At 42.7% G+C, this 25,783-nt stretch carries 23 protein-coding genes, 1 riboswitch and 1 other annotated feature; of the genes, 14 read left to right on the forward strand and 9 right to left on the reverse strand.

What is annotated here, in order from left to right; genetic code table 11:
* Positions 1–130: 130 nt before the first annotated feature.
* The 7 genes from NQ488_05315 to NQ488_05345 all read right to left on the reverse strand — a co-directional run bounded on the left by NQ488_05315 (position 131) and on the right by NQ488_05345 (position 7,061).
* Complete coding sequence (locus NQ488_05315; GenBank protein ID UWN96715.1) at positions 131–1,264, reverse strand: phage tail tape measure protein; 1,134 nt, start codon at positions 1,262–1,264, stop codon at positions 131–133.
* Between the two features lie 53 nt (positions 1,265–1,317).
* Entirely contained in the window at positions 1,318–1,593 is a 276-nt protein-coding gene (locus NQ488_05320) for a hypothetical protein (protein UWN96716.1), read from the reverse strand.
* An 18-nt stretch (positions 1,594–1,611) separates the two neighbouring features.
* Positions 1,612–1,926: a hypothetical protein gene (locus tag NQ488_05325; protein ID UWN96717.1), complete on the reverse strand. Its 315-nt coding sequence runs from the start codon at positions 1,924–1,926 to the stop codon at positions 1,612–1,614.
* Positions 1,927–2,087: 161 nt separating this feature from the next.
* Positions 2,088–2,816 carry a hypothetical protein gene (locus tag NQ488_05330; protein UWN96718.1) on the reverse strand — a complete coding sequence of 243 codons (729 nt, stop codon included), beginning with the start codon at positions 2,814–2,816 and terminating at the stop codon, positions 2,088–2,090.
* A 47-nt stretch (positions 2,817–2,863) separates the two neighbouring features.
* On the reverse strand, positions 2,864–3,550 hold the full coding sequence (locus tag NQ488_05335) for a hypothetical protein (protein UWN96719.1): 687 nt from the start codon (positions 3,548–3,550) through the stop codon (positions 2,864–2,866).
* Positions 3,551–3,646: 96 nt separating this feature from the next.
* A complete protein-coding gene (locus NQ488_05340) occupies positions 3,647–4,501 on the reverse strand; it encodes a hypothetical protein (GenBank protein ID UWN96720.1) in 855 nt (284 codons plus the stop codon).
* Complete coding sequence (locus NQ488_05345) at positions 4,494–7,061, reverse strand: hypothetical protein (protein ID UWN96721.1); 2,568 nt, start codon at positions 7,059–7,061, stop codon at positions 4,494–4,496. The genes NQ488_05340 and NQ488_05345 overlap by 8 nt, the downstream gene beginning before the upstream one ends.
* Positions 7,062–7,272: 211 nt before the next feature.
* On the opposite strand from NQ488_05345, the gene NQ488_05350 reads away from it, so the two are divergent.
* From NQ488_05350 to NQ488_05400, 11 genes are all read left to right on the forward strand, one after another.
* On the forward strand, positions 7,273–7,854 hold the full coding sequence (locus NQ488_05350; GenBank protein ID UWN96722.1) for a sigma-70 family RNA polymerase sigma factor: 582 nt from the start codon (positions 7,273–7,275) through the stop codon (positions 7,852–7,854).
* 10 nt (positions 7,855–7,864) lie between these two features.
* The gene (locus tag NQ488_05355) at positions 7,865–8,818 is read left to right on the forward strand and encodes a hypothetical protein (GenBank protein ID UWN96723.1); all 954 of its coding nucleotides are present in this window, start codon (positions 7,865–7,867) and stop codon (positions 8,816–8,818) included.
* Positions 8,819–8,888: 70 nt separating this feature from the next.
* A riboswitch (THF riboswitch) is annotated at positions 8,889–8,985 on the forward strand.
* 69 nt (positions 8,986–9,054) lie between these two features.
* The gene (locus NQ488_05360) at positions 9,055–9,666 is read left to right on the forward strand and encodes a folate family ECF transporter S component (protein ID UWN96724.1); all 612 of its coding nucleotides are present in this window, start codon (positions 9,055–9,057) and stop codon (positions 9,664–9,666) included.
* A 69-nt stretch (positions 9,667–9,735) separates the two neighbouring features.
* A complete protein-coding gene (gene yfcE, locus NQ488_05365; protein ID UWN96725.1) occupies positions 9,736–10,305 on the forward strand; it encodes a phosphodiesterase in 570 nt (189 codons plus the stop codon).
* 305 nt (positions 10,306–10,610) lie between these two features.
* Entirely contained in the window at positions 10,611–12,461 is a 1,851-nt protein-coding gene (gene ftsH, locus NQ488_05370) for an ATP-dependent zinc metalloprotease FtsH (protein UWN96726.1), read from the forward strand.
* 284 nt (positions 12,462–12,745) lie between these two features.
* The gene (locus tag NQ488_05375) at positions 12,746–14,308 is read left to right on the forward strand and encodes a helix-turn-helix transcriptional regulator (protein UWN96727.1); all 1,563 of its coding nucleotides are present in this window, start codon (positions 12,746–12,748) and stop codon (positions 14,306–14,308) included.
* 33 nt (positions 14,309–14,341) lie between these two features.
* A complete protein-coding gene (locus tag NQ488_05380) occupies positions 14,342–15,085 on the forward strand; it encodes a polysaccharide deacetylase family protein (GenBank protein ID UWN96728.1) in 744 nt (247 codons plus the stop codon).
* A gap of 35 nt (positions 15,086–15,120) precedes the next feature.
* Positions 15,121–15,353 (forward strand) — a binding site (T-box leader).
* Positions 15,354–15,487: 134 nt separating this feature from the next.
* Positions 15,488–18,169, forward strand: coding sequence for a valine--tRNA ligase (locus tag NQ488_05385; protein ID UWN96729.1), 2,682 nt, complete (start codon positions 15,488–15,490; stop codon positions 18,167–18,169).
* Positions 18,170–18,212: 43 nt separating this feature from the next.
* Positions 18,213–19,454: a DNA polymerase IV gene (locus tag NQ488_05390; GenBank protein ID UWN96730.1), complete on the forward strand. Its 1,242-nt coding sequence runs from the start codon at positions 18,213–18,215 to the stop codon at positions 19,452–19,454.
* Complete coding sequence (locus NQ488_05395) at positions 19,444–20,079, forward strand: HAD family hydrolase (GenBank protein UWN96731.1); 636 nt, start codon at positions 19,444–19,446, stop codon at positions 20,077–20,079. Before NQ488_05390 ends, NQ488_05395 begins: the two co-directional genes overlap by 11 nt.
* On the forward strand, positions 20,079–20,621 hold the full coding sequence (locus NQ488_05400; GenBank protein ID UWN96732.1) for a nitroreductase family protein: 543 nt from the start codon (positions 20,079–20,081) through the stop codon (positions 20,619–20,621). The genes NQ488_05395 and NQ488_05400 overlap by 1 nt, the downstream gene beginning before the upstream one ends.
* A 75-nt stretch (positions 20,622–20,696) precedes the next feature.
* Here the strand turns inward: NQ488_05400 and NQ488_05405 are convergent, their stop codons facing one another.
* Positions 20,697–21,188 carry an HD domain-containing protein gene (locus NQ488_05405; protein UWN96733.1) on the reverse strand — a complete coding sequence of 164 codons (492 nt, stop codon included), beginning with the start codon at positions 21,186–21,188 and terminating at the stop codon, positions 20,697–20,699.
* Positions 21,169–23,025, reverse strand: a complete 1,857-nt coding sequence (gene asnB / locus NQ488_05410; protein UWN96734.1) for an asparagine synthase (glutamine-hydrolyzing) — start codon at positions 23,023–23,025, stop codon at positions 21,169–21,171. Before asnB ends, NQ488_05405 begins: the two co-directional genes overlap by 20 nt.
* A 217-nt stretch (positions 23,026–23,242) precedes the next feature.
* Between asnB and NQ488_05415 the strand changes: the two genes are divergently transcribed.
* The 3 genes from NQ488_05415 to NQ488_05425 are packed head-to-tail and all read left to right on the forward strand — an operon-like array spanning position 23,243 to position 25,724.
* Positions 23,243–24,454, forward strand: a complete 1,212-nt coding sequence (locus NQ488_05415; GenBank protein UWN96735.1) for an NADP-dependent isocitrate dehydrogenase — start codon at positions 23,243–23,245, stop codon at positions 24,452–24,454.
* A gap of 21 nt (positions 24,455–24,475) precedes the next feature.
* Positions 24,476–25,102: a CDP-alcohol phosphatidyltransferase family protein gene (locus tag NQ488_05420; GenBank protein ID UWN96736.1), complete on the forward strand. Its 627-nt coding sequence runs from the start codon at positions 24,476–24,478 to the stop codon at positions 25,100–25,102.
* 28 nt (positions 25,103–25,130) lie between these two features.
* Positions 25,131–25,724 (forward strand): putative ABC transporter permease, encoded by a 594-nt coding sequence (locus tag NQ488_05425; GenBank protein UWN96737.1) that lies wholly within the window; start codon positions 25,131–25,133, stop codon positions 25,722–25,724.
* Positions 25,725–25,783 lie beyond the last annotated feature (59 nt).

The following is a 25,783-nucleotide window of genomic DNA, read 5'->3' on the forward strand; positions in this document are numbered from 1 at the left end:
ATACAGAGTTTTTAATAAAGAATCCCATGTATCCGCAGACTTGTTCACAGCGCCATTATGCTGTGTCCTTATCTGCGATTGACCTGATAAAATCTCTTGCCGGATTTTATATGATTGTCACCTTAAAAGGTCAATCAAAATTCTTTATAAAGCTTGCGAGACCTGCGGCACCTGCACTGAGTGCGATGGCACCCTTGCCGCCGATAACGTCTGTTACGGATTCGACAACAGACAGAAGCTTGGTGAGCGCGTTGACAGCGTCAGCAATATCATCTGTATCGATAAGATTGCCTGCTGTGGCGTCCCATGCAGCGCTGAATTTGTTAACAGCCTTGTTAAGCTCAGATGATGTCGCGGCAGAGCTGTCAATTAAAGAAACAGCAGATGCCCGGTACAGTGCCAGATTATCGCTGTAGGACTTCATATTGGACATGAAAGCTGTGAGCGAGGCGGAATCCGTGCCGAGAATACCGGCAATGCTGTTCTTTGAAGAGCTGTCAAGAGTGTTGAATTGGTCAGCAAGCTCGCTGATTAGCTGTATTGGGGATCTGAGTGCATTACTCCCCTCCGATATTTCTGTAATTGATATGCCTACAGAATTCAGGGCTGAGATTATGGAAGGGTCGGTAAGATTACTGAGAGTGTTAAAAATGCTGTTAAGCATGCTGCCGGCTGCTTTGCCGGACATTGCTGTACCGTCCAGCGCGGTGGCTGCCAATGCAGAGAATTCATCTGCGCTTATACCGCACTGTGCTGCTGATGCGGCGGCAAGGATAGTGGCTTCAGCCATATCCTGAAGTCCTGCCGAAGTGCTGTTTATGATGCTGTTCTGACCGTCAAGAATATCAATAAGACTGTCCACGCCGTCATGCAGTGTGTAGGCAGAGTTGGCGGCAAGAATATAACCGGAGCTCATTTCCGATGACATTCCGGCAGAATTCTGCAATGCGGCACACAGGTCAGTTAGCTGTGCGGCATTGGCTGCACCGGAATCATAGATAGCTCCGGCAGCGGCAACATAATCAGATGCGTGCTTTCCGTACCGTGCTGCGGCGTTGGCGGAAGCAACGCTGATTTCATTAAGCTCCTTTGAAGTAAAGGATGACGTGCCGGCAACCTTTGAGAGAGCAGAGTTGTATTTCTCAAGCTCTGACGTTGCCGCAACAAGCCCTGATGTCAGTACACTGAGGAATTCCGAAAATGCTTTTGAAGTATTTCCGTTACTGAGACTCAGGATAATTGAGAGTAATGAGTTAAAATTCATGTAGTATTTAACCTCCTATCGTATAAATGCATAGATATAACTGCCGGACAATGTCAAAAGACACCGGGAAGGACATTGGCAAGAAGAAAGCCTGCAATGCCTGCGGCAAACAGCCAGATAAGCTTGTCTGAAAGCGAGTCCCAGCGTGCCTTTGTCTCAATTGCGGGGCGGTTTTCAAGAGTAGTGACCTTATCAGCAAGTTCACGTTGTGAATCCCTTATATCATGGATATCTGTTTTCAAATCTTCTATGCGAAGTTCTATAGAACGGCAGTGACTGTCAACATCCTGAAGCTTGACAGCCATTTCCATAAATTGTTTATCATCCATATATGAATACCTGCCTTGTCATATATTGGTAGCCGTTATATTTACACCAAGTATTTTACCGAGGGATATCATGGCTTTTCCCACATACAGACCTATAGCGGAGGTCATGATAAACATGGGTGTGACACCGGTTGCTGATAAGTCGGTGGCATCGAAGCAGTAGGCTGTTCCGATGAACATAAATGTTACGATTGCTGCCTTAAGGAGTCCTGATGCCAGCAATGACAATTCAAAATGCATCCGGCGTGTACCGATATTGTAGTACATTCCCGCAGCAATATTCATTGTGATTGCTATAGCAAGTGTTGGCAGCAGTGATATAAGCTCTTTCATACTAATCCTCCGTTCTTGCGCCGTCTTTGGCGCATACTAAGTTTGTGCTTGCAGGCACGGATTACGGAAAAACGCGGGCAGGCTTCATGCCTGACCCGCGTATGCTGTGTGGTGCCTGCATCACAGACAGCCTTGTGCAAAGCTGCTGTAAAGCTGCTGCACTATTCCTCAATCTCTATCATATCAATAAAGTTGTTATCCTTGTCAGAGAGAAGATCAAAGGTCATTGTAAGTGATGCAGGGTCGCCCTCACTTGACTGTGACAGTTCAAAGCTTCTCTGTGGCTGTGCCTTATAAAGAATAATCTTATAAGGTGTAAGGATATCATTCTCATCCTTCTCAACAGTGTTCATTGAGATATAGTATGACTTAGGGAGACGGCTGTTGTTGAATGAAATCTTCTTAACGCCTGAGCTCTTTGATGCAATGTAGCCTACCTCATACTCTTCACCGACAGCAATGTCGGATGCATTGGATGCTGTGAAACGGTTCTCCGAATATGTACCGCTGATCTCGTCATTGCCGAATGAGCCCTTGCAAAATGCAAATACCGTGCCTGCTATGGCATCCTCAGGAATTGCAAGAATACCGGCTTCGGTACATTTTATAAGCTCTCTTACAGGATAAGATGCAGTTGACTCTATTACACCGTCTGTCATGAGAGAATAGAATTCAAAAGGATATACCTGAGCTTCAATAGTTGCAGTACCTGTCATGGGATTTGAAAATGCGATTTTTCTTGAACCCTTAGACATTGCGTATACTGCATCGGCAGAGATGCTCTGTGTTGTTGTGTTGGCTGTTTCAAAAAACAATACCGGCTTCATTGTTGATACGTCACGAATATCTACGTCACATACCTGTCTGTTTGCTTTGTTGATTGTTGGCATAAAAAATTCCTCCTAAAAATAATTTTTATAAAAAAGGTCTGCAGCCCTTAGTTATCGGATACATTTGAAAACCATAGGGAATCATCAAACTTACTGTCCTTGTCACCCCATATGGAAACACTTCTTGAAAGTATATGGTAGTAGTCAATATACCGCTGTCTTTTAAACTGGTCATTGAGCTGGTAGACAGTCAGATCCCAGATGTTAATAATGTTAAGGCTGTTGTGGTGCGCCGCAAGCGCTGAAATAATATTTGGCATTTCAAGGCGCCTGTCTGCTTTTTTGACGCTTTTTGAGGCGCCCTTCCTGATTTTTGAAAGAAGACGTGCTGCGGTGCTGTTCTTAAGCTTAACATTATTACCTGTAACAGCTTCTTCGGATAAGCAGATACGCTGCAATATAACATCAGCAACTAACGGATAATTATCAGAAGCGATATATCCGCAGACAGAGCTAAGGTTATCCTTATACAGCACATATTTCTTTAAATTTTCTGAGTAGGTGACTGTTTCAACTATAAAAAAGTTGAGAGCGTCGCATAATAATCTGCATGTTGAATTTTGGGCTGTAAGGGCATCATAGCTGTTAAAAAGACATGACACATACATCATGTAGGTATTATAGGAAATTATTGAGATGTCTCTCAGAGTGGGGCATCTGATGTTTCCTGTCTGTGGTATGTACACAGGCTGTGGTGACAGAAGCGTAAAATAATCAAGTTTAATAGTAATCACCTCCAAGCTTTTGTGTGCCACATTGTGCGGCACTGTATCCACATATGAAATATACGAAGCAAAAAAGTGGATGCAGTGCAGCATCTGTGCGGATTGCTAAGAATTTTCAATAACTTCACAACTGCGTTTTTTCATCATTGACATGCGCTGCCATTCAAGCTGTCTTGCGTGCCTGCATTCGGGACAGTACATCGTGCGGCTGCCTTTTTTCTCGATAAGGCGCTTGCATATATGACATCTTATATAATGTCTGTGTTCTTTAAGACCAAGCTGCTGTTTCAGCCACCGCTTTATATCTCCGCTGAGTGAGCGGCAGATATATGCAGTATAGACATGATCCTCGCTTAAGAATTCAGGCTGCGGGCTGCTGTCCTCCGTCTCAGCCGCTTCATCGGTAAGACGGCAGTTTTCAAAGCATTTGCGAAGAAAAGGGGTAATAACATTCAGGTATTCGTCCCATGACAGCCGTGGTTTCTGCATGGAAAGCTTTTTCTTAAGCTGTACGGAGCTGTCAATGGCATCATCGATAAGTCCCGTAAGAACCTCAGGGTCTGTGTCAATACCCGATATCCATTCGTAATACAGTCGCTTTGGAGTCTTTATAAGCTGCATATATTCTTTGTCTACAACTATCTCAGGGTCAAAATAAACAGAATATATATTGTTGATTTTCTGGCGTATTATATCGCACCAGTTGTCTTTATCGGTCATTGAACGGTAGTAGGTGTATTCAACGTCTGACCATGCATCAAAAATCTTTCCTGTCTCAGTATTGATAAGATCATTTCTTACTCTGTAGCGTATGGTCTTTGTCATGCGTGTACGATTGTTGCCGCATGACCAAAGTGCGGAGCAGAAAGCATCGAATATTGCGTCTTTTTCTGAAATGTCTTCAGCATATTTGTAGTCCTCAAGAATTTCGTAAAGGTACATATCATTACAGTTATACATTGGAATCCTCCTCTTTAAGTTCATAATATCTGCCAAGATATTCATATGAATTATCTGTGGCGTGTGTCAGTTGGCTGATTGAAATATTTGGTCTGTCTGGTGAGTTGGCACGCAGATTATCAATGATATAATCGCTGTAGGCAGACCATGCAAGTGCTTTGCTTATGGATAATGACTTATATGAGACCTTAATGATGTAGTTGGCTGCTGTATTTTCATCAGTGCCAAGTTCACCGGAGATTTTCTCGCGGTACAGCGAAGCGAGATTACGGATGGCTTCAAGTCTGTCCTTTGTATCATTGTAATTAACATCATCATGAATGAGCTCTTTAAGTGCATCTGCATAACGGTTGACGAAGCGCCGGCACTGACGGAGTATTTTGTCATCCTCAAGCGTGAGGGAGTGGTCGAGCAGCAGCCGGAGGGATACATCGGGTGTGTTAATATTTTTGTCACGGATTATGTGTTTCTTTTCCCAGACTGATATATAATCGCAAAGCTCATTCATGGGTGACGGCGAGTGATAGGCATTAAGCTTTACCTGTTCATTGCTGTCGGGATTTTTGCTGCGTTTCGCAAGCATGTTTTTGTAGCGTTCCATTTCCTTCGGGTAGTTAAACAATAAGAAATACGGAAGCTGGCGTAGGTATTTCTTCAGGCCTGCGCCCATGTGCCACCTGAGACCTGTTTTTAAGAAATCAATTTCCTTGCCCTGATATATTCTCAGCAGCGAAGCAAAGTCAGAATAGAGGCTGCGGACTGCTTCATCGGTCGCGTAACGGTTTTCTATGCATGTAGCTGCGTTGGTAATATCCCCTATACGGTTATCACGGGTCATAAGCTCGTACTCGACAAGATTTTCAGCGGTATATTCCTTTGCCTGTGCGGTTGCCTTGTCATTAATGTCAAGAATTATAGGCTTGTCTGACTTTGCCTGAACAATATGAGGGTCATTGCATAACAGGAAAATGTCACCGTCAAAATCAGCTCCGCCCTGCTGTGGCGCGGATATATCATACGCATTGAACATTACGATGTCCTGATCCTTAAAATGTGCGAACCATTTGTCTGTAATGTCATTATGGACGATACGGACACGGTTGACCTCAGACGGGTCAACCAGGGGTGAACGCAATGACAGACAGTCACCGTCAGGCATGCAGCCACTGTACAGCTCATGTGCATTCAGACAGCCGACAGGCTCAAGTCCAGCCGCATACTGAAGATATGCAAGCATGTCACCCACACCTGTGTGATAGAAGCCTGAGCAGTATATCTTTCCGGTACGCGCTTCGTTAATTGCTTTGGACAGCTTCATATGGATATAATGACGCACAGCGGGGTCATGCAGCATTATGTCATTAATGAGAATTGCTTCGTTGTACCGGCTGTCAGTCTTGCAGTCCTTTGTGTCGCGGATACCGAGAAAACGGTAGGTGTAGAATTTATTTCCGTTTATGATATTTTCAAAAAGGTCTGTTGTGTATCGCGCAATGCTTACAATTCCGTCTCCGTCATTATCGGGATTGAGAATGTCATAGCTTTTGAAGGCTTTGTCCTCAAAGCATCGTATGTAGTTGGAATTCCATAGCTTGAGGCACTGGATGTACTGAAAATTCATGCGTGTATACAATTCAATGTCCTTTATATGATGGCTGTATTTGCTTATGCCGAGGCGGAGACTGTATTTATTGATGGCTGCCATATACATGTTCCATGCGTCACTGCCGTATTGCTTATAAAACATTGAATGTCCTTTGAACATTGATGTATTCCATATGCAGTCAATATCATCTATATGATGACTTACGCCGTATATATCAGTTATGTATTCAATATTCCATTCCCTGAGAATCTTTCTGAAAGGAACATATACGGAGTAGCCCTTTATAAACGGCATTCTTACCTGTACGCCGGCAGCGTTGTAATCAAGCTTAAGCCGGGAGCTGACGGTGTGCATAAAGCCTGCTTCATGGCAGCCACAGCCGTCAAAGGGTGAAAGCTTTATATCTGTATGGCCCTCGGCAACACGTCTGTTATCCGTAACATATCGTATGAAAATATCGTTCAGCGTCTTTTTGTATTCACCTATTATTACAATATTCGGCATATAGTCCTTTATAATCGTGCATGAGCTGAAGATAAGGCAGCGCTGCGCCTCATATTTGGATATTACACAATTAGCTACGGGAATATCCATCTGTGAAATCCTGTAAAGCACGTCATAATACTTGTCGCATACAAAAGCCGTTATGCCGTTCTTGGCCTGAGATGCGGATTTGCCGAATCTGCGGTAGTGAACACCGTTATAGGTGAAGCCGCATGAAAGTACATGCCTGAGGTCATCTTCGCCGGAATTTTTATTCCTTGAACGTATGAGTATCATTTCGGTGATATGGCTGCATGGATATCCTCTCAGACGTGCAAGCTGGTCAATTATGATTGAGTCCTCTGTGCTTACTATGTACTGCCTGGCAGCTTCTTCATCACCGGTTACATTCATGTTGAAATCACATGAGCTTAAGTCTTTTAGCGGAATTCTTATTAATGTGTATGTCATTGTCATTCTCCTGCCTGTAAAAAAGTTTTTGGGTTATATATAATAATTCACTACTTGGCGAACGAATGTTCATGAAAAATAATTAAATTAGTCTTATATAAAAACTATATTGACATATATGAACATTAGTTCTATCATAGAGACATGATACAGAAGGCGGTGTGAAAGATAATGAACAACATAACAAACATATTTTTGAAAGAAAGGAAAGATGAATATGAATCCAGAGAAGAAGGACAGGGTGCTGTCACGATATTGTGGTAACGGCATGGAGGGCTTGAGGAAGCTGTGTAATCCGCTTATAGCAAGGCTTGGAGGAATCACACAGGCAGATTATGATGATTTTTACAGCATAGCACTTGAGGTACTCAGCCAGAGTGTTGAACGGTATGATGAGAACACAGGATGTACATTTGCAGCATATTATATAGGGAATGTTGAGCGCAGATATATTAACGAGCTCAGAAGACGTAATACGAAGGGCAGAAGAAGTGAATATGGTATGGTTGACAGTCTGGACAGGTGTGTCGGCGAGGACGGATTAAGGCTGGCAGATACTATAGCATCGGATTTTGATGTGTTTGACGAGGTTATGGAGCATGAAGGCTGCAATTCGGACAGCATGATGATATATCTGAGCCGCCTTTCCATCATACAGAGAGCCGTGCTGATTATGATGGCAGAGGGCTATTCTTCAGATGAGATAAAAGAGGCACTGGCTATAGATGCCAGACAATATAGGGAAAGCATTGCGGCGATACGTGCATATGAGAATATACGCGTGCTTATGTGAGGTGACGGATATGATGGGGATAAAAGAGCAGTATATTACCGTGGCGGAATATCTTAAGAATATAAGGAAGGGAAGCATTGATGACAACGGAAGCATGAGAAGGGCATTCTGCTGGGATAACAGGACATTGAACGAGTTTATTATATCTATAATGGAAGATGCCTATATTCCACCGATAATATTAGCACCGGTGATTGAAGCTGATTCAGCGGTAATTGTGGACGGAATACAGAGAAGTGCTGCCATGATGCTTTTCAGATACGGCAATTACAGAATCACATCGGTTGTAGAGAAGCCTGTTATTGAACGTGATGATATTGCGCTTGACATGAGAGGTGCGGCATATGACGAGCTTCCTCTGCAATTCAGAAGGATATTTGACAGCTATAAGCTGAGAGTAGTTACAATAACCGGAAGTAATATTGATACAGGGAGGCTAATCAGAATCTACAACCGGCACAGTAAGTTGAACATTACACAGCATGGGCTTACATATCTGGGACAATATGCAGAAGGTGTGAGAGTGGCTGCAATGTCGGGCTTTTTCAGAAACTGCATGGAATACAGTGATGATGAACGCAGGAAGGGACTGTACGAGAGAATTGTATGTGAGGCTGTCGCATGGCTTTTTCACAGGGAGTATGCAGAATTGAATTTTACCAATATGTGTGACCGCCTGAGAGAACATATGTCATATGATGAGCTTGCTGAAGTGCAGTATTATCTTGATTGTATGGAGAGGATATGCGGAGATGATTTTAAAGGAGTGCTTACGGCAGACAGCGTGGTCATGTGGCTTCGTATATACAGGCACTGTGTAAGAAGCAGCCGTACTGAAGAGGATTTCTATAAGCTTATCTCATATATGAACGGCAATGACCATATGTACTCTGTGATGAAGAAGGACTTACGCAATGGAAAGCCTGTTGGAAAGTTTATTGATAAGCTTGTTGAAGCATATTGAAGTTCATTGATATGCTTGCCATTAACTGATGTATGTGCTATAATCAGTTTCGCGTAAAGCATAATTTAAGAGCAGAGTAGAATTTTGTGCGTTAAGTGCTGAGTGAACAGGGAGTTGTCATTCGGACGAAAAGATTTCTTGCGGTACAGAATTCGCATCCCGCTGCTACATAATATGATATGGACATCACATACCTCTTATGTAGGGCTCGGACTACTGCAAAGGAGGTATTTTTTATGAAAAAATTTGTAACAATGCTGTCAGAATCAGCTAAGGAACTCAGAAGTACACGCAATCTTACGTTGTGTGCCATGTTTGCGGCAATAGCTGTTGTGCTTGGATATTTTACAATCCAGATTTCAAGCTTCCTTAAGATTGGTTTCTCAGGAATACCGAATCAGATTGTGTCATGTCTGTTTGGTCCGGCTGCGGGTGCCATGTTTGGCGGGGCGCTTGATATAATTAAGTATATCATTAAGCCTACAGGTGCATACTTTCCGGGATTTACAATCAGTGCAATAGTGGCAGGACTTATATACGGTTCATTCTATTATAAGAAGAATCCGGGATTCATGCGCGTGCTTGCTGCATCATTTCTTGTTAATGTCATTGTTAACATCGGACTTAACACATTATGGCTTGCAATTATGTACAATTATGACGGCGTAAAGTATCTTGCCGTGCTTCAGACAAGAGCAATCAAGAATATAGTTATGACACCGGTAGATGCCATCGTATTCTGGACAGTCATGAGACCGGTAGGTGCGATAATCAGTGAACTTATGCCTGGACGCCTTACTAAGGAACACAGTAAAATAACAGCCGCTATATTCAGCAGCGGTAAGTAAAAAGATTTGTGCGTGCGCACAAACTTGGGATGCCCGAAGAAGCGGGCGGAAAAGGAGATTATACAATATATGAGACTTGTAATTGCATCAGACATCCACGGTTCAGCAAAGTACTGCGCACAGCTTCTTGAGTGCTATGATAAGGAGCAGGCAGAACGTCTTGTGCTTCTTGGAGATATACTTTATCATGGCCCGCGTAATGACCTTCCTGACCAGTATGCACCTAAGACTGTAATTGAACAGCTTAATGAGAGAAAGGACGAGATTATCTGTGTCCGTGGCAACTGCGATACTGAGGTTGACCAGATGGTTCTTAAGTTCTCTGTAATGTCAGGACAGGGCGTGATATTTGCAGACGGATATACATTTGTAATGGCGCATGGTCACAAGCTTAACGGGCCTGACAGACCGGCACTTTGTGATAAGGATGTGCTTCTGTGCGGACATACACATGTGCCTAAGGCAGAATGGCAGCCGGTAGACCCTGAGGATGAGACTAAGGGTACATATCTTTACCTTAATCCGGGCTCGGTATCAATTCCGAAGGAGAATAGCTGGCACGGATATATCCTTTATGAGAACGGAACATTTACAATGAAGGATTTTGAGGGCAATATCAAAAAGATAATAAATCTATAATAATAGTTTATATATTTTTAATGTGATTTTTCAGCTAATCATGGTAAAGTATGTCATGTAAGAAGTATTTAGTGGCGTTGAGGTATTATTGCGATGAACAGTTGGAAAGAAAAACTTCATGTTGTTATATTGAAAAGCATGAATAATATAGTCTTTAAGTGCCCTAACTGCGGCGCTAAGATAACGGTTCCGAGGGGGCATGGCATAATATGCATCAAGTGTCCTGAATGTAGAATAGAATTTAATAAAAAGACATGATTCTGATAACCATATAATTATCACGTGAATGTCAGAGGGAGGCGTTGATGAAGGAAGTCAAACAACCTAAGAAGCCGTTGATGTTTTACTATATGATTGCTCTTGCAATCATTCTTGTACTCAATATGGTAGTAATGCCATGGTTCTATGAGAAGAGTATTAAGGAAGTTGATTACGGTACGTTCCTTAATTGGGTAGACAGCGGTTCTATTGCCCAGGTAGAGATAACAGATAATGATATCAAGTTTACAAAGACAGATGAACAGTATGTTGTCTATAAGACAGGCAAGATGGATGATTATAAGCTGGTGGACAGGCTGTATGAGGCAAATAATAATATTAAGTTTACCAAGGAGATTCAGCAGCAGACATCACCTATAATCGAATTCCTGCTTACGTGGATACTTCCGATAGCGGTATTTGTAATTATCGGGCAGCTTCTTAATAAGAAGATGATGAACGGAATGGGCGGTGCCAATTCGATGAGCTTTGGCAAGAGTAATGCCCGCATATATGTCCAGTCTACAGGAGGTGTGACATTCAAGGATGTTGCAGGACAGGAGGAAGCAAAGGAAGCACTTACTGAGATAGTTGATTTCCTTCATAATCCTGACAAATATGCAGAGATAGGCGCGAAGCTTCCTAAGGGAGCACTGCTTGTAGGTCCTCCGGGAACAGGTAAGACTCTTCTTGCCAAGGCGGTTGCAGGTGAAGCGGATGTTCCGTTCTTCTCGATTGCAGGTTCGGAATTCGTTGAGATGTTTGTCGGTATGGGTGCATCCAAGGTTCGTGATCTGTTCAAGCAGGCGAATGAGAAAGCACCGTGTATAGTATTTATCGATGAGATTGATACGATAGGTAAGAAGAGAGACGGCGGCTCTTACGGCGGTGGTAATGACGAGCGTGAACAGACGCTGAACCAGCTTCTCACGGAGATGGATGGCTTTGACGGTAAAAAGGGTGTTGTAATTCTTGCAGCAACCAACAGGCCCGAATCACTTGATAAGGCTCTTTTAAGACCGGGAAGATTCGACAGAAGAATTCCTGTAGAACTTCCTGACCTTAAGGGAAGAGAAGCTATTCTGCGTGTACATGCTGATAAGGTAAGAGTTAACGAATCAGTTGACTATTCTGCAATAGCAAGGGCGACTGCGGGTGCATCAGGTGCGGAGCTTGCCAACATTGTGAACGAGGCAGCCCTTCGTGCCGTAAGACACGGAAGAAGAACTGTCGGACAGGAAGACCTTGAGGAGAGCGTAGAGGCAGTAATCGCAGGACAGAAGAAAAAGAACTCTTCAGTTACGAATAAGGAAAAGCTTATTGTATCATACCATGAAGTCGGACATGCACTTGTCGCAGCAATGCAGACACATTCGGCTCCGGTTACCAAGATTACGATTATTCCAAGAACCTCAGGAGCACTCGGATATACAATGCAGGTTGATGAGGATGAACACAATCTTATGAGTAAAGAAGAGCTTGAGAATAAGATTGCGACATTCACCGGAGGACGTGCGGCTGAGGAGCTTATATTCCACTCAGTAACAACAGGCGCGTCTAATGATATTGAGCAGGCAACCAAGCTTGCAAGAGCTATGATTACCAGATACGGTATGAGTGATTTTGACATGGTTGCATTTGAGACAGTCAGCAATCAGTATCTCGGCGGCGACACGTCGCTTGCATGTTCGGCACAGACGGCAGCGAAGATTGATGAGATGGTTGTAGAGGTTGTCAAGAAAGCACATGCAAAGGCAACAAAGATTCTTGAAGAGAACATTGGAAAGCTTCACGAGATTTCTAAGAAACTGTATGAGGAAGAATCAATAACAGGTGAGCAGTTCATGGAGCTGCTTTCAAGAGAGGTTATTGTGGATGATGCAGGCAGTGATGCATGATAGCATGAAAAGGATATGGGCTGTATAGCACAAGCTATGCAGCCCATATTCTTTTTTGGCATCCACAGTCTTTTCACGCCGCTAAAACGCCATTTCGTGCAAAATACGATACAACCGGAAAATAATGTTGTAAAATCACCTCACAAACATCAAAACAAAAGTGTGACAGGTGTTGGAACACAAAATCGAGAAGTTTTGTCACACTCGTTGTCACATATTGAAAAGTGTTTTTAGATGTGAGAAAATGGTAATTGTGATACATTTTACAGACAGAGGTGTTGAATATGAGCGGGTTCTCAGAATTGTTGACAGAGTACGTTGGACGAGGAGTATATAGTAAACGTCAGGTTGCGGAGATGTGTGGTATTGACCGTACCATGCTGCAAAAGATATTATCCGGTGGAAGAAAACCAAAGAATGAAGACTTCGTGATTAAGATAGGAAGCAAGCTTGCAATATCGGCAGAGGAGCTTAAGAGGCTGCTTGAAGAATATCATATTCTTGATGTTGGAACCGATACATACTATCAGAGAAAAGAAGTGGAAGGCTTTATAAAGGATTTTTATAAGGGAATCAAGAATCCGCCGAGAAGTGAGAAGTTCAAGATAGCCCCGTATGATGATAATGATGATGAGATATCATGCAAATGTGGTAAATACAATATAGCCAACAGACTGTACAATCTGCTCGCAAGAGAGCTTAATGATGATGGCGGAGATATACTGCTTTATATTCAGCCTGATTACAGTGACATTATAGCAGCGCTTCTCAATGTATGCGGAGAGAATACAAGAATGCGCCATATCATATGTCTGGGAAATGGAAGTGAACGTGATACGCTCAGACAGAACATGAGTATTTTTCATAAAATACTTCCGTTTGTTCTTACTGACAGTGAATATAATGTAAGATATTATTATGAAAATGTTCTGTCGCATAGAAACAGTATGCAGCTATTTACAAATTATATAATAGTGAACAGGACTGTGATAATGTTTGACTATAATGAGGACAATGCAATATTTATAAAAAATGAGGATGTGTACAATATGGTACACAACAGCTTTGAGAATATATGGCGTAATTCTGAAGTGCTTATAAATTATAATGATGATGCAACGGCATATGTTAAAAATATCTTCAGACCGGGAAGCTTACAGCACAGAATGCTCGAATATGGTCCTGATATCAGACTCGAACTTATAGATGGCATATGTAAGGATATTCTTGCGAATGATATTCCGGAGCGTGAGACTTACATAGACACCCTTTTGCAGGATATTGCAAAATTCAGGACAAGTATTGAGGAGGATGAGAAACCTGTTAAGGTGTATTTTACAAGGGCAGGGCTGAGACGCTTTGTTGAAAGCGGAAGAGTTGATAACATGCCGGTAAAACTGAAGAATAACAACATATCGCAAGAGATAAGATTTAAGCTTCTGGAACAGCTCATTGATGATATGGATAATAATATACAGAGCATATATATAGTAAATGATGACGTATTTGGCGTTACGGATAAGGAGATGCTGGAGCTTGATTCTAACGGACATCTTATAATGACACGGAGCTCACAGAGTGGTGGAATGCAGTTTATGGATGTAAGTGAGCAGGGGCTGATAAATGCATTTCATGATTTCTTTGAAAATCTGGAAACTGATTCCCGCGTGACAATGGGAGATTCCGCAAAGATGTACATACAGGATATTATTAATGAATATAATTCTAAATTATCATCCGGGGGGGGGTACAGCCTCGTAAAGGAACCGGAAGAATGGCAGGACGCACAACACCCACAACGGCCGGCAGCAGGAAATAATATAGAGAATAATATCAGCCCGGCGTAATATAATATACTGAGTTGCAACGGAGCCCGGTATATGAGTAGACACAGAAATATATTATTAATGGTAGTATTTGTTGTGATGACTGTTCTGGCATGTATCCCGGCAGAGAATATTAATGCTGATAATAAGTATAATAGCAGCGCGTGGAATGGAACAGCTGATGTGGCGGAAGAAACGGATGCAGGAGCAGATGCGCACCTCGAGTATCCGGAAGTATATACATACGAGAACGTAGTTGCCTTAACCTTCGATGACGGACCCGGGCAGTCAACAGAAAAACTGCTTGACGGGCTTAAGGAGAGGAATGTTAAGGCAACTTTTTTTCTGGTGGGAGAGAATATTGAAGGTAATGAAGAGATAGTAAAAAGGATGTATGACGAGGGGCATCTTATCGGCAATCATACATTCAGCCACGTTCAGCTTACGGCAGTATCTGAAGGAAAAGCCCTTGAAGAGGTGAATGAGACTAATGAGGCAATCAAAGCAATAACTGGAGTCCGGCCGTATTATATAAGACCACCATATGGAATGCTGAGTTCATGCATGGCAGAAGAGATTGACATGCAGTGTGTGCTGTGGACGGTTGACCCCGAGGATTGGAATACATCTGACTGCGGTGCCGTTGTCAGGCATGTTGTGAAAAATGCAAAGAATGGTGACATAATACTTATGCATGATATCTTTGACTCATCAGTGACGGCGGCTCTGGAGATTGTTGACAGGCTTAAGGAGCGCGGATATGTTTTTGTTACGGCAGACCAGCTTATTCTTGATTAGGGGTTGATTTTTTTATTGTTTCATATTATTATACAATAAATGCGGTGAGGAAGAGGAGTACCTGACAGCTATCGCAAGAGAGAACAGCTCACAGGCTGCAAGGCTGTTTCGTGAATGGTCAGGGAAGGTAGCTTCTTAGCAGCACATCTGAACAATCATAATCTGACGGATTGTGACTTAAGTAGGATGTGACGGGGTGACTGACGTTATTACAGTCGATAAGGCCGGAAGGTGAAGTAAGGTGGTACCGCGTTAATACGCCCTTGCATTGCAGAGTCTCTGTAGTGCAGGGGCTTTCTGTTTAGTTGGTGCATTTTTGCACACGTGATAATCAGATATTAATCTGATGTTCACACTAATATTATAAGATAAAGACAGATTGAAAAGAATGGAGAAGAGAGAATGAGCAGGAATCTCGAAAAGAATTATGACCCTTCTGCGATTGAGGACCGTCTCTACCAGAAGTGGCTCGACAAGAAGTATTTCCATGCGGAAGTAGACAGAAGTAAGAAACCATTTACAATAGTTATGCCGCCTCCGAATATAACAGGTAAGCTGCATATGGGACATGCACTCGATAATACGATGCAGGATATCCTTATAAGATTCAAGAGAATGCAGGGATATGAAGCATTATGGATTCCGGGAACTGACCATGCAAGTATCTCAACGGAGGTTAAGGTAATCAATGCACTTAAGGAAGAAGGCATTGATAAGAATGAACTCGGACGTGAAGGCTTCCTCAAGCGTACATGGGAGTGGAAGAAGCAGTATGGCGGAACAATAACAAGCCAGCTTAAGAAGATGGGTTCTTCCTGTGACTGGGACAGAGAGCGTTTTACAATGGACGAGGGCTGTTCTAAGGCTGTACAGACAGTATTTATCAATCTTTATAAGAAAGGTCTTATCTACAAGGGTTCAAGAATCATCAACTGGTGTCCTGTATGTAAGACATCTATCTCAGATGCTGAGGTTGAATATGAGGAGCAGGCAGGACATTTCTGGCATATCAAGTATCCAATCGTAGGAACAGATGATGCCATCATCATCGCAACTACACGTCCTGAGACACTTATCGGTGACTCGGCGCTTGCAGTAAATCCTAATGATGACAGATACAAAGACCTTGTCGGAAAGATGGTTGAACTGCCTCTTATGAACCGCCAGATTCCTATTATTGCAGATGAATATGTAGATATGGAATTTGGTACAGGTGTTGTTAAGATTACACCTGCACATGACCCTAACGATTTCCAGGTTGGCAAGAGACACAATCTCCCTGAGATTAATATGCTCAATGATGATGCCACAATTAATGAAAATGGCGGCAAATACGCGGGAATGGACCGTTACGAGGCACGTAAGGCAATGGTTGAGGACCTTAAGGCAGCAGGACTTCTTGTTAAGGTTGAGGACCATGTACACAACGTAGGTACACATGACCGCTGTAAGACTACTGTAGAGCCTATGATTAAGCAGCAGTGGTTCGTTAAGATGGATGAGCTTATTAAGCCGGCTGCAGATGCGGTTAAGAACGGCGATATCAAGCTTATGCCTGAGAGAATGGAAAAGACATATTTTAACTGGACAGATAATATCCGTGACTGGTGTATATCAAGACAGCTCTGGTGGGGACACAGAATCCCGGCTTATTACTGTGATGACTGTGGTGAGATGGTTGTGTCAGATACTGAGACAACAGTATGTCCTAAGTGTGGCGGACATATGACACAGGACCCTGATACACTGGATACATGGTTCAGTTCAGCACTCTGGCCTTTCTCAACGCTTGGATGGCCTGAAAAGACTGAGGAGCTTTCATATTTCTATCCGACAGATGTGCTTGTAACAGGATATGATATCATATTCTTCTGGGTAATCAGAATGATTTTCTCAGGCTATGAGCATATGGGCGAGAAGCCTTTTGGCAAGGTATTGTTCCATGGCCTTGTAAGAGATTCACAGGGACGCAAGATGAGTAAGTCTCTTGGCAATGGTATCGACCCGCTTGAAGTAATTGATAAATATGGTGCAGATGCACTCAGACTTACACTGATAACAGGCAATGCACCGGGTAACGATATGCGTTTCTACTGGGAGCGTGTAGAAGCAAGCCGTAACTTTGCAAACAAGGTATGGAATGCTACAAGATTTATCATGATGAATGACCCTGAAGGCAGGATTAAGCCTGGCAACATCAAGGTTAACGGCAATGGCGGAAGCAGCAGCGCATATAAGCTTCCTGAGAATCTCACAGCAGCAGATAAGTGGATTCTTTCAAGAATGAATAAGGTTGTTGCAGAAGTTACAGAGAACATGGAAAAATATGAACTTGGAATAGCAGTTTCAAAGCTTCAGGACTTCATCTGGGATGAATTCTGTGACTGGTACATTGAGATGGTTAAGCCAAGACTTTACAATGACGAAGATACAACCAAGGATGCAGCAGTATGGACACTTAAGACTGTTCTCGTTGATGCCCTTAAGATGCTTCACCCATATATGCCATTCGTAACAGAGGAGATATTCTGCAACCTTCAGGATGATGAGGAATCAATAATGATTTCTGACTGGCCTGCATATAAGAAGGAGCTGGAATTCGCAGAGGATGAGAATGCAATCGAGACAATCAAAAATGCAGTCCGCAATATCCGCGCATTAAGAACAGATATGAATGTAGCACCTTCAAGAAAGGCTAAGGTATATGTTGTATCTGAGAATAACAGCGTAAGACAGATATTCGAGAACGGCAGAGTATTCTTTGCAACACTTGGATATGCAAGTGAAGTATGTGTACAGAGCGATAAGACAGGAATTGCAGATGATGCGGTATCAACAGTCATCCCTGAGGCTGTAATATATATGCCATTTGCTGACCTCGTAGATGTCAAGGCTGAGATTGAGCGTCTCGAGAAGGAAGAGAAACGCCTTAACGGAGAGATTGCAAGATGTAACGGCATGCTTAACAACGAGAAGTTTACAAGCAAGGCACCTCAGGCAAAGATTGATGAGGAGAAGGCAAAGCTTGTAAAATATACGCAGATGCTTGAGCAGGTTAAGGAAAGACTTGGACAGCTTAAGTAAGCCGGAACCTGTATGGCATATATAGTGATTTGGAGTCAGATATATGGAAAGAGTTTTCTTTCACGTTGATGTAAACAGCGCATTTTTATCATGGTCAGCCCTTAAGCTTCTTAAGGAAGGCCATGATGACCTGCGGCTTATAGCTTCTTGTGTCGGCGGGGATGAGAAATCAAGACATGGAATAGTGCTCGCCAAGAGCATCCTTGCCGCACAGGCAGGGGTGCGCACCGGCGAGCCTTTGTATATGGCAAGGAAAAAGTGTCCGGGGCTTGTTACAGTAAAACCGCAGTTTGACTGGTATGTGAAGAACAGCAGGGCGATGATAGCGATAATGCAGGAATTCACGCCTGACGTGGAACAGTACAGTATTGATGAGGCATTCCTTGATATGACCGGAATGCAGACACTGATGGGGCCGCCGCTTGAGGCAGCAGCAAGGCTTAAGGACAGAATCAGGGATGAGCTTGGATTTACTGTCAATATAGGAATATCATCTAACAGACTGCTGGCAAAGATGGCATCTGATTTTGAAAAGCCTGATAAGATACATACGCTGTTTCCTGATGAGATAGACAAAAAAATGTGGCATCTTCCGGTGGGGAGCCTGTTTGGAGTAGGAAAAAGCACTGCAAAGGCACTGAATAATATGGGCTTTTATACAATCGGAGATGTTGCGGCGGCAGACAGGGGGCTGCTTGTGTCGAAGCTCGGCAAAATGGGCGATATGGCATGGAATTATGCCAACGGAATTGAGTCAGTTGCGATTGTAAGGCATGAAGCCAAAGAAAACAGCTATGGTAACAGTGTCACAACCGGTGAGGATGTGTCATCCATAGATGTGGCACTTGGGATAATTATGTCACTTGCAGAGAGTGTTGCACTCAGGCTGAGAACTGATGGCAAAAAAGCCGGAGTTGTGACAGTAACGCTTGTGGATACTGAGTTCAACAGGCATTCGCATCAGTGTAGTCTTGAATATCCTACCAATACAACTGATGTAATATATGAGAATGCGCAGCAGCTTCTGTATGAGATGTGGAAGGCTGACAGACCGGTAAGGCTTATAGGTATATCAGCAGGAAAGGCAGCACATGAGGAATTTGAGCAGATGAGCCTGTTTGCGGATGAACGTACCGATAAGCTCAAAAAGCTGGATGCAGCCATGGATGAGATACGCAATAAATTCGGTGAAGAAGCGGTTGTCAGGGCAAGACTTCTTGGAAGTGAAAAGCATGAAAGACTGAGCAAAGCAAAGAATGCACAAAAAAGGAGAAATGATGAATAAAGCTGTTATATTTGACCTTGACGGTACTCTGTGGGATTCGGCAGAGCAGGTTGTGTGGGGCTGGAATAAGACATTTGAAGAAGAGGGCGTTGATAAAAGAACAACTGTCGGAGAGTTGAAAAGTCTTATGGGAAAGCCTATGGAGGCAATAATAGAGGCACTTGTGCCGGATATGGAGCCACAAAGAAGAACAGGACTTCTTGAGAGATGCTGCCGCAACGAGGAAGCAAGGCTGCTTGAAAAAGGCGGAATACTGTTTCCGGATATCACAAGGACTTTAACTATGCTGCGTGACGAAGGCTATCATCTTTCGATAGTCAGCAATTGTCAGGATGGATATATAGAAACATTTCTTGAACATCACAAGATGCAGCCATTCTTTGATGACTATGAATGTCCAGGCAGAAGCGGAATGCTTAAAGCAGAGAACATAAAACTCGTCATGGAGCGCAATAGAATAGAAAAAGCAGTATACGTTGGAGACACACAGGGCGACGCAGACGCATGCACCAAAGCAGGTGTGCCGTTCATCTGGGCGAGATATGGCTTTGGGGATGTAAAAGATGCACAGTATGTTATAGATTCACTTGCAGAGCTGCCGGATGTAGTCAGGGAGGTATTATAATGGAATTCGATAACGTCCTTAAGGAAAGAAGAAGTGTGAGAAAGTACAAGGCTTCAGCAGTCACAGGAGAGCAGCTTGAAAAGCTTATTCAGGCCGCACAGTATGCTCCGTCATGGAAGAATCTGCAGACATCAAGATATTATGTGATAGATGCCCCTGATGTCGTTGCGAATCTTAAGAAGGAATGTCTGCCGGAATTTAATGCTGCTAATGTCGCCAATGCGCCTGCACTTATAGTCACAACATTTGTAAAGAATGTATCAGGATACACTATTGAAGGTCAGCCCCGCAATGAATGTGGCAACGGATGGGGCTATTACGATCTTGGACTTGCAAGCGCTAACATTATACTTGAAGCACGCAATCAGGGACTCGACACACTTATCATGGGAATACGCGACGGAGAGAAGATAAGACAGATGCTTGCAATTGATGAGTCTGAAGAGATTGTTGCAGTAATCGGTGTCGGAGTACGCGAGGATGGTTTTGAACCGAAGATGCCAAAGAGAAAAGAGATGAATGAGGTAGCAAAGTTCATATAATCATATAAAGTATAATAGCGGATAATAAAAAATCACATGGGAGATGATATCGCTCATGTGATTTTTGTTAAATCTTTAAAACATGTTATCAAGAAGTCTTGTACCGGCAGAAGTCCTGAATATCTGCCTGCGTGCATTCTTAACAGCTTCGGCTGATACGTTATCTTCATACAGATTAACAAGAAAGTCTGCTTCGACAAGAATCTGATAATCAATTCCGTCAATATTGTTGTATGTGTGGTGATGTCCAATCAGGTACATGACACGTTCTATCTGCGAAGCATTGTAACCACCAACCTTCTGCATGAGCTTTTCAGCCTCGGCAGGGCCTTCAAGCTCCTGATAATGACCGCTCGCAGAGCCGTATTTTGCTTCACTGATATGGATTCCTATATCATGGAGTATAGCAGCCGTCTCAAGGATGAATGTGGTCTCTTCGTCTGCATTCTCAAGTGCTGCGATAGTGGCAGCAAGGTCATGAACCTTGATAAAATGCTGGATTCTTCTCGCGTCACCTTTATCATATTCTATCATTGCATCTATAAGCTTAGCATGCTGCGTGTACATGTGATGCCTCGTTCTTTCCAAAATACTCCTCATACCATACAAGGAACATATAGATAGTCCATATCTTACGTGAGTTATCGGCATTGCCGGCTTTGTGCTCGTCAAGGAAGGAAACTATCTCATCAACATTGAAGTACTCCTGTGCCGCATCGCTTGTAAATGCTTTCCTGACAATGTTATAGTACTTGTCGTCACGAAGCCATATTCTTATCGGAACAGGGAAACCGAGCTTCTTCTTCTCAGCAACCATGTCAGGCAAATAGCGGTGCGCAGCCTGACGCATTGCAAACTTGGTATTCTTGTTATTGACCTTGTACTTTGTTGGAATATGTCTTGCAACTTCAAAGACTTCCTTGTCGAGAAATGGAACACGCACTTCAAGTGAATGTGCCATACTCATCTTGTCGGCCTTAAGAAGGATGTCACCGATAAGCCAGAAGTGAATATCAATGTACTGCATCTTGGTAACGTCATCAAGATTGGCGACTTTGTCATAGTAAGGTCTGGTAAGCTCCATATGGTTGTACTTGCCTGTAGGGTGCTTGAGAATCTTGGCACGCTCCTCTTCATTAAACATAAATGCGTTGCCTATGAATCTCTCCTGCAGATCCTTGCTTGCGCGGATAAGGAAGCTTCTTCCCTTCATATGAGGAGGGAGCTTGCCGGCAATTGCGGCAAGACCTTTGCGCAGTCCCTTAGGAAGCTTCTGCATCGGTGCAAGTGATAACGGTTCGTGATAGATGTTATATCCGCCGAAGAACTCATCGGCACCCTCACCTGACATCGCAACCTTGACATGCTTTGCTGCTGTCTGGCTTACAAAGTAAAGTGCAATGGCAGAAGGGTCAGCCAGTGGCTCGTCCATCTGGTACTGGATATGGCTTATTGCATCCCAGTATTCTTCGGTAGTTATAAGCTTGCTGTAATTGTCAATCTTAATCTTCTCAGAGAGTGCCTTGGCATAGTCAATCTCATTGTACTTTTCATAATCGAAGCCTACGGTGAATGTCTTGTCACCGTTAAAAGTTGCTGCAACGTAGCTTGAGTCAACACCGCTTGAAAGGAATGAACCGACCTCGACATCACTTATCTTGTGGTGTTCAACTGAATCGTGCATAACCTTATCAATCTCATCAACGCACTCCTCGAGTGTCTTATTCTCATCAGGCTCAAATACCGGCTCCCAATAGCGCTTAATATTAAGCTCACCCTTGTGGAAGGTGAGACAGTGTGACGGCATAAGCTTGTATATTCCCTTGAAAAATGTCTCATCCAGTACGGAATACTGGAATGTAAGATAATTCTCCAGCGCCACGTTATTAACAGCCTTCTGGTAAAGAGGGTACTCAAGAATACTCTTAATCTCGGATGCAAATACAAGGTTACCGTCTACAAGTGCATAATAGAAAGGCTTGATTCCGAAGAAATCCCTTGCTCCGAAGAGAGTCTCCTTTTTACTGTCCCATATAACAAATGCAAACATTCCGCGAAGGCGGTTAAGCATATCTTCGCCATATTCCTCATATGCATGAATAAGTACTTCTGTATCGGAATTGTTGCGGAAGGTATGTCCTTTTTCTATCAATTCTTTGCGCAGATCCTGATAATTATATATCTCACCGTTAAATGTTATAACAATGTCATTGGTCTCGTTGTACATAGGCTGACTTCCGCAGTCAAGGTCAATGATGCTGAGGCGCCTGAAGCCGAGAGCGGCACCATTGTCAATGTGCTGACCGGCACTGTCAGGACCTCTGTGGATAATTCTGTTCATCATATTAGTGAGAACTTCCTCACTATTCTCCAAGTGTCCTGTAAATCCTGCAAAACCACACATAATTTCCTCCAAAAAACATTGCGGCTTAAGCTGCTGCGTAAACTGATGTATAAGCCGCTTTACTTTATATATAGTATAGGTAATCTTTTTTGGATTATAGCAAATCACATGCAGAAATACAACAATTTGGAGCGGATATATTTACAAAAATTAATTAATGTAGTAAATTTAAGAGTAATATTGATAAAATTAAGGCTGAAAGGATAAGGTGTGAACAATGGCTAAAATTAAGATGACAACTCCACTCGTAGAGATGGATGGAGATGAGATGACAAGAATTCTGTGGCAGTGGATTAAAGATGAGCTCTTAAGTCCGTTTGTTGAACTGAATACAGAATATTATGATCTTGGTCTTAAGCACCGTAATGAGACAGATGATAAGGTAACAGTTGATTCGGCAGAGGCAACAAAGAAGTATGGTGTTGCTGTAAAGTGTGCAACTATTACTCCTAATGCAGCAAGAATGACTGAGTACGATCTTAAGGCAATGTATAAGAGCCCTAACGGAACAATAAGAGCTATCCTTGATGGTACAGTATTCCGTGCGCCTATCATAGTTAAGGGCATTGAGCCACTTGTTAAGAACTGGAAGAAGCCTATTACAATAGCAAGACATGCATATGGCGATGTATACAAGGGAGTAGAGATGAAGATACCTGCAGCCGGCAGGACAGAACTTGTATACACAGCAGAAGACGGAACACAGACAAAGGAGCTCATTCATGAGTTTGACGGTCCGGGAATCATTCAGGGCATGCATAATATCAACGCTTCAATAGAGAGCTTTGCAAGAAGCTGCTTTAATTATGCACTTGATACAAAGCAGGATCTCTGGTTTGCAACAAAGGATACAATATCTAAGAAATATGACCATACATTCAAGGATATTTTTCAGGAGATATATGATGCAGAATTTGCTGATAAGTTCAAGGCAGCCGGCATAGAATATTTCTATACTCTTATTGATGATGCCGTAGCAAGAGTTATGCGTTCAGAGGGCGGATATATCTGGGCATGTAAGAACTATGACGGAGATGTCATGAGTGATATGGTTGCAACTGCCTTCGGTTCACTTGCAATGATGACATCAGTGCTTGTATCACCTCACGGATATTATGAGTATGAGGCTGCCCACGGAACAGTACAGAGACATTACTATAAGCACCTTAAGGGCGAAGAGACATCAACTAACTCAGTTGCAACAATATTTGCATGGTCAGGGGCTCTGCGCAAGAGAGGCGAGCTTGACGGCAATAAGGAGCTTATGGAATTTGCAGATAAGCTTGAGACAGCATGCATCAGGACTATTGAAGATGGTAAGATGACAAAGGATCTTGCACTTATCACAACGATTGAGAATCCTGTTGTGCTTAACAGCCTTGATTTTATTAAGGCTATCCGTACAACACTTGAAGGGATGCTTGCATAAATAAATTCTAGAATGGAGATTATGATGAAGGACCAGCAGAAGACGTTATTCCGTATGCATTTTGAACCGGGAGACCTTATAAAGTTACCAAATATTCTTTGTTACATAAGAATTATACTTGTGCCTGTTTTCTGCTGGCTTTATCTTAATGCCGGCACACCGCATGACTTTGCAATGGCAGCAGTTGTGGTAATTGTATCAGGACTTACGGATTTTCTTGACGGACAGATTGCGAGAAGATGTAATATGATTACAGATCTCGGTAAGGTTCTGGATCCGATTGCGGATAAGCTTATGCAGCTTGCAATGCTTGTATGTGCAACGGTACGTGTTCACTATATGGCGGTGCTTGTGGGCGTTCTTGTAATAAAAGAGATAGTTACGGCGGTGGTAGGAGCTGTTGTAATTAAGACATGCCGGAAGAGGCTTAACGGAGCAAAGTGGTATGGCAAGGTATGTACATTTGTGCTGTATGTGATAATGATAGCATTCATACTTCTGCCGGATATACCGTCTAATATAAGAACGATTCTGTTTGCGTTATGTCTTATTTCGCTTGCAGTATCATTTATCATGTACATAAGAATATACGCAATTATGATTGCAGATACTAAAAAACGCGGAGATGCAGAATTTAAAGTTTATTAAGGTACAGGTCGCAGCAGGGAGATAAATAATGAAGATTTTTATGTTTCATGGAATGGATATATTCCAGTTTTTTGTATGGTTTTTTATATACAGCTTCTTAGGATGGGGAATGGAGTGTATTGTTATCAGAAGACAGAAGGGCTACTGGGAGAACAGGGGATTTGCCAAGCTGCCGTTTTGTGTAATATATGGCTTTGGAGTGTTTATTGCATGTTATCTATTTGCACCGATACAGCATAATTATGCTGCACTGTATGTATGGGGCTGCATTGGAGCAACCGTATTTGAGTATATAGTGGCAATGGCAATGATGAAGCTTTTTGGAGAAGTATGGTGGAATTATGACCATCTTAAGTTTAATTACAAAGGAATATTATGCCTTGAGAGTACTCTTGCGTGGGGACTTCTGGCACTTATCATATTTGGTTATTTCAATATAAGACTTGAAAGCTTTGTTATGCATATTAACCACAGATATGTTATGATAATGGGTACTGCGCTGCCGATAATGTATGTTACGGATTTTACATACCACTTCATAACAAGATTGAGAGATAATAGAAGCAGCATGGCAGAGTTTCAGGAAGATGCTGATAAGGTTAAAGAAATAAAAAAATGCTGACAGTGCCGGAAAGAGCCGGTGCATTGAGCTGTTTTAATAGTATTTAGGATATTTAGGAA

Origin of the sequence: [Bacteroides] pectinophilus, from assembly GCA_025146925.1 — a bacterium.
GTDB lineage: Bacteria > Bacillota > Clostridia > Lachnospirales > Lachnospiraceae > Bacteroides_F > Bacteroides_F pectinophilus.